The 5,291-nt window shown below is 39.5% G+C and carries 6 protein-coding genes and 1 pseudogene; 2 read left to right on the forward strand and 5 right to left on the reverse strand.

Translation table 11 applies throughout. From position 1 onward, the window contains the following. Positions 1 to 351 precede the first annotated feature (351 nt). Entirely contained in the window at positions 352 to 1,440 is a 1,089-nt protein-coding gene (locus RMY63_RS40950; protein ID WP_322734152.1) for a hypothetical protein, read from the reverse strand. Between the two features lie 271 nt (positions 1,441 to 1,711). Then, positions 1,712 to 1,909 (reverse strand): hypothetical protein, encoded by a 198-nt coding sequence (locus RMY63_RS40955; RefSeq protein WP_322734153.1) that lies wholly within the window; start codon positions 1,907 to 1,909, stop codon positions 1,712 to 1,714. A gap of 472 nt (positions 1,910 to 2,381) precedes the next feature. Between RMY63_RS40955 and RMY63_RS40960 the strand changes: the two genes are divergently transcribed. Then, positions 2,382 to 2,651 carry a hypothetical protein gene (locus tag RMY63_RS40960; protein ID WP_322734154.1) on the forward strand — a complete coding sequence of 90 codons (270 nt, stop codon included), beginning with the start codon at positions 2,382 to 2,384 and terminating at the stop codon, positions 2,649 to 2,651. A 76-nt stretch (positions 2,652 to 2,727) separates the two neighbouring features. On the opposite strand, the gene RMY63_RS40965 is transcribed toward RMY63_RS40960, so the two are convergent. Together RMY63_RS40965 and RMY63_RS40970 are read right to left on the reverse strand one after the other, a co-directional pair. After that, positions 2,728 to 2,943 (reverse strand): hypothetical protein, encoded by a 216-nt coding sequence (locus RMY63_RS40965; RefSeq protein ID WP_322734155.1) that lies wholly within the window; start codon positions 2,941 to 2,943, stop codon positions 2,728 to 2,730. A 170-nt stretch (positions 2,944 to 3,113) separates the two neighbouring features. Beyond that, positions 3,114 to 3,389 carry a hypothetical protein gene (locus RMY63_RS40970; protein ID WP_322734156.1) on the reverse strand — a complete coding sequence of 92 codons (276 nt, stop codon included), beginning with the start codon at positions 3,387 to 3,389 and terminating at the stop codon, positions 3,114 to 3,116. Between the two features lie 279 nt (positions 3,390 to 3,668). On the opposite strand from RMY63_RS40970, the gene RMY63_RS40975 reads away from it, so the two are divergent. Then, on the forward strand, positions 3,669 to 4,640 hold the full coding sequence (locus RMY63_RS40975; protein WP_322734157.1) for a hypothetical protein: 972 nt from the start codon (positions 3,669 to 3,671) through the stop codon (positions 4,638 to 4,640). Between the two features lie 130 nt (positions 4,641 to 4,770). On the opposite strand, the pseudogene RMY63_RS40980 reads toward RMY63_RS40975, so the two are convergent. Continuing rightward, positions 4,771 to 5,291: pseudogene (locus tag RMY63_RS40980) on the reverse strand (hypothetical protein); the annotation flags it as partial.

Consider the following 5,291-nt stretch of genomic DNA (forward strand, 5'->3'; position numbering starts at 1 on the left):
TACGACAAATAGCCGTCAATCTTTTAACTAAGGAGAAGCGGGTCAAACGTGGAATAAAAAACAAACAGTTTCTCGCCGCAATGGATGATAACTATTTAGCAAGAGTTTTAGCGTTAGCTTAAAATAGTATATCAAAACTTGAATTAAAATTTTTAGGCAGAAGTTTCACTTGTCTGGAGGACAAGCATAATTTTATGTACCCAATTAAGGAGTATTTTTAGTATTAATAGGTAATGATTTATCTGGAGATAAGTTAATTGATATTGTGGGAAAGTTATTGATTTGTTTTATTTATAATAAAAGCACTTTGTCAGATTATCTATGACATTTTCAGATCTGTTTTAATTTTTATTAGTAAATAAGATGCGGCCGCCCTGCTGATTGAGCTAAGTTTAAAGCTTCTACAAAATATGCTTCTGATTTCTCTGGCTGCAATTTACCTAGAGTTCCAAGACTGTAAGACTTGATACGTAGATTACTTGTACTTTTAGCTGTTTGTAGTGCAGACTGACCATATTCAAGAGCTAATGAACGTAATTGCTCCTCTGGAATTTGACTTAAACTCTGAGCGAAGTTGAGCTTTGCATAAACTAATTGAGTAGCCGACAAGTCAGAAAATGCAGAAGAGTTTTTCACAACTTTGTCAACAGAAGGTTGAATTTGTTGTTGGATTTGGTTGCGAATCTCAATTAATTGTTGATTGCCTGAATTTAACTCTGCTGTCAACCACTTCTCAAAATTTATCAGCAAGCTCAAGTGATGAAGTTGAGATTTTAACTGTGTGATTGGAGAAATTGTAGATACCTGAAAGACTTGCTGATAAACTTCAAGTGAGTTCAATGCCTGTTCCTGAATTAGAACTACGATTTCATTTTTAAAATCTGGTTCTTCTACTTCATAATATTTATTTCGTGCTTGCTGATAAATAGCTTCCTCAGTATTAGCTAACGATAGCAAAATTTCGCTAGTATTAATAGAAGGCATTTGCCTTGCAATTGATAGTGTTTTCGTTAGAACGACCTTTGACTCATCTAACTTACCAATTAAACGCAAGACATCTCCTAAATTATGCCATGCAAATAGATTTACTGGCAGATGTTTTTGCTTATCAATCGCTGTTATTAGTGGTTTTGTTAAAGATTCAGTAGACTGCTGTGATGAGATGGTGCAAATTTTAGCATCTGCATCTAACTTTAAAGCTTCTACAAGTGTGTCACAAGCTAAATGATTTAAACCCAAAGCTTGTAGAGCAAGATTTTGGTTAATTAATGTTCCAATAATACCCTCTTGATAGCCAAGTTGACGATAAATTTCGGTGGCTGCTTGCCAAGACTCAAGAGCCTCTGATGCTTGCCCTTCATTGAGATATTTTTCTCCAATTTGGGTCAGCAATTGTGCCTGACTACGTTTTTTGGCTTCTTTGGTTGCAGCAACAGCCATAAAAGATGATTTGCTCACAGCCGCAAAGAACCCTAGAGCGCTTGAAAATAGATACTTAAAGCAATCTCGACGTTTAATCATTCATTATTAGGGATCGTAACAGTATTCTTTGATACTTTTGTTTCTTCAGAACACAAACTAGCGGACGATGCTACATAGGGCGTCACTGAACTAGCTTCTACTGTTAACATCAGGTTCCCCTTAGAATCCATTACCAAATTTTGTGCTTCTACAATTTCTGTTGCTTGTTTGGTTAATAATTCTGGTTTCTCTAGATTATTGATAGTGTCAGACGGAGGGAATTAGATGCCAGTGGTTGTCTAATTGGATTTATAGTTTCCAATTGTCGCACCAGTTTATCGATAGACTCATTAGAGTTTGGAAATAGGCTTTGGTGTAATCCTAATTTCTCTATACCTTCTAAAAGTTCAGCTTTTAAGGTAAATCTTGTTGCGTCATCCTCTATCATATATTTGCATTTATTTGAATGTGTTGTCTAGATTGCTGTCCTTAGCGAACGCTAGTAATCAATCATGTTTAAAGTTTAAATGTTATGGGAGTCAGTTTAGAATTTATTTTTCTAAATAAATTAAATAGTTTATTTACAGAATCTACTAGCTTTATCAATACTACATGAGTAATGTTGATGGTTCACAACATTTGTGAAAATGCCAAAAACCTATTCTATTGTTTCTCATAGGAATTAGACGACCATTAATCAGGGAATATTAACTGGATTTTGCTCTAGTAACAAAATTCTCTCATCAAACAAAAATATATTATAGAGTTTAATAATAGAAGTTTCTAGAAAAGTTTTTGATTTTGATCCGGAACTTAACGATTTGCTCATGCAAAAATATACCTGATTAATGTCATGATTTTGCCGCCATCTATCCTAAGAGGGATTTTGAGCAAACGGACACTTAAACTGCGATCGCCCTATGGCACCCCTACAACTGCATAAGCTTTACCCCTGGCACTTCCAGCATCACTGTAGTAATCGGGCATCACTTGCAACCCCTGACCCGCTACGGCATCTCAAGAGATTTGAGGAAGCAGCGATCGCCTTAAATGAGTGTCACGCGATCAGCAACGCAATTGCAGTTGAGGGCAAGTTGGGTATGGTTAAAGCATCCATGCAGGGGATTGTCGCGCTTAACAAACAGCCTTTTTACCCCACTCCCAACCTCCTTTCAAGGTTAAAGGTTTAACAAAGAGGTACTTGAGGCAGAAAAATACACTATCGAGTAAGTTTTATATAAGTCATTACAAGGTTTTTAGGTGAAGTTAACACGCTTCAACCCAAGCTAAGATAGCCCTATCAACTTGAGCATCTCTGGCTACATCAAGCGCTGTGACTGTACCCAGTTCAAATTCGGTTGGCTGAGTTTTAATACTGGCTGTTTGATTGGTGTGATCGCCCTTGCCCACACCCAACACCAACCGTCTCTCACGCGACATCCCACAGCAGCACACACCAGTATCGAAAGTATTTCCTGACATTTTTGGGAGAAAAAACTGCTGTGAGAGTTACTGGATAAGGATAAAAACTGGTTACAAATTTCTCAAATCCCTGTAGAATCCTAAAACAAATTAGTAGCCTACTTTAGCTGACTACTAAAACAGATGTGTGATATGTGCGTTAATTATTGCAACTATCTATAGATAGATTATTAATTAGAAAAACTATCAACCCGCAAATCACGCCAGATATCAGAAACCTGCCAGCCAGTATTACCAACCGATTGTAGAACTGGATAACTTTGCGCCGAGGATTGGTAAGCTGGATATTCTGTGGCTGGATGAGCGATTTCTTCTGGTGGCTGTTGCTGTTCGACTCTTTCGGCAGTGGCGGCAGTATCAACCGCATACAGTTCTTCGGGTAATGGTTGTGAAACTACAGACTTTTTGAGAGCGCGAAACTCAGGCTTTTTGATAATAGGTTTCATAATTATCTGGGTGGTAAAAGCTTGATAATGAAAACAGAAGCAGTTAAATCAAGTAAATAATCTATATATAGTGAGTGATTTACATCAGAGTTACAAGTAGTGAAAACAAGATAAATTGTTCGGTTTCTGAAGTCTTGCAATTGACGACAAATGCAAAGATATAAGAAGCATGAAAAACCCCAACCGTTAATGAAGGTTGGGGGATGAATAAATAAATCTTAACCCCATGATGACACAACTAAATACCAGAAACACTACCTTCAGGCCGGAGGTGGGACGATGACCAAACCCACCTCTGGCAAAAAGACCGCAGCCGCAGTTCCCCCCAAGCCAAAGCCAGCACTTGAAACCACAAAAGATACTCAGCAGCAATCCAATCCAGCATCAGCAACCATTGAGGTTGCGGCTGTTGAAGTTCCAGAGTTGACCGAAGATGAACAAAGAGATCGCTTGCACTTGGAGCGAAAAGTAGAACACGCTTTTTATGAAGCGGGGAAGGCGTTGACCGAGTTGCGCGATCGCCGATTGTACCGTTCGACGCATAAAACCTTTGAGGAATATTGCAAAGATAGATTTGGATTCGAGCGCCGTCATCCTTATAGATTAATTGAAGCGGCACAAGTTGTAGACAATCTCAAAAAAATGTGTCCAAATTGGACACAAAATGAATTTGAAGACAATGGAGCAACAGTCCAATCTGGTCAGACCCAAATTCTACCAGCTAGTGAAGGACAAGTACGCCCACTTACTAAATTAGAAGCACAAGAGCAGCAACAAGTATGGCAACAGGCGGTAGAGCAAGTTGGTGGGAAAGTTCCTTCTGGTCGGGTAGTCAAGGACATCGTGGACAGAATTCGTGAGCGAACTAAAATCCCCAATCCGTACAGAGTTGGCGAAATCTGTGTTTTCTTACCCAAAGACAACCCAGATTTGCGAGGTAAGGGCGGTTGCTGGGGCGTGGTTAGTCACGTTGGGGATTACAGTTGCACAGTCGAGACATGGGATGGCGACTATACAGTAAAGATAGAACATCTCAAGTCCTTGGAACTGCTGGATGATGACTGTAAATTTATACAACAGTTGTGTCTTCGGTTGCGGCAGTTGCATACGGTGGCCGACCATGACCCTGCGGTGGATTGGCTGTTGCAGGGGTTGGGTAAACAAGCCAAACCTTATCTGTCAGCGTTGCAAGCGAAATTGCTGGCGGCTGTGGAACGCGAGTACAAGCTGAGTTGGAAACAGCACAGGTGATAGCGACAATGGGAGCAAAGCAACAAATAAGTCGTTGTATGTTGGGCGATCGCTTAAATGAAATAATAGAAATGGGGCTTGAGCTTAATATAACTGCTGGTAAGATTAAGCAGTTTATGTGCATAGTTTTTCAACTTTGACAAGTGGCTGCTAGAGTATTGTGCCAATTTGAAGCTAAAGAACGGATTTTTTGAAGCTCCAATGGAGAAATCCGCTCCAAATTACGCAGAATTTGAGTCATACGTGGCTGATTTTTGAGCTTGTCATAATTACGAGCTAGAAAGTCCCAGTAAAAAAAGTTGAAAGGACAAGCATTATCCGTACTACGTTCACGATGGTTGTAAGTACAATTTTTGCAGTAATCGCTCATGTTATTGATGTAATTGGCAGAAGCAGCATAGGGTTTAGAGGCAATCATACCGCCATCAGCAAACTGTCCCATACCAATAACATTAGTTTGCATGACCCAATCGTAGCCATCAATAAAGGCAGCATGAAACCAATTCTCAAGTTCTTGAGGCGAAATCCCAGCAATCAAAGCAAAGTTGTTAAGGGACTTCCAAGGAATAAAATCACCATTTGCAATAATGATAATTATTCTGAGAGAGGAAGGAGAAGCAGCCGTCGGCTGCTTCTCCTTCCTCCCTTTTG

It is taken from the genome of Nostoc sp. ChiQUE01b (assembly GCF_034531255.1).
In the GTDB taxonomy this organism is placed as follows: domain Bacteria; phylum Cyanobacteriota; class Cyanobacteriia; order Cyanobacteriales; family Nostocaceae; genus Nostoc.

Bases quoted from the DNA above. Each gene is read 5' to 3' on its own strand.
- RMY63_RS40955 (WP_322734153.1), bottom strand. From the start codon at position 1,909: ATGATAGAGGATGACGCAACAAGATTTACCTTAAAAGCTGAACTTTTA.
- RMY63_RS40950 (WP_322734152.1), bottom strand. From the start codon at position 1,440: ATGGCTGTTGCTGCAACCAAAGAAGCCAAAAAACGTAGTCAGGCACAA.
- RMY63_RS40965 (WP_322734155.1), bottom strand. From the start codon at position 2,943: ATGTCAGGAAATACTTTCGATACTGGTGTGTGCTGCTGTGGGATGTCG.
- RMY63_RS40975 (WP_322734157.1), top strand. From the start codon at position 3,669: ATGACCAAACCCACCTCTGGCAAAAAGACCGCAGCCGCAGTTCCCCCC.
- RMY63_RS40970 (WP_322734156.1), bottom strand. From the start codon at position 3,389: ATGAAACCTATTATCAAAAAGCCTGAGTTTCGCGCTCTCAAAAAGTCT.
- RMY63_RS40960 (WP_322734154.1), top strand. From the start codon at position 2,382: ATGGCACCCCTACAACTGCATAAGCTTTACCCCTGGCACTTCCAGCAT.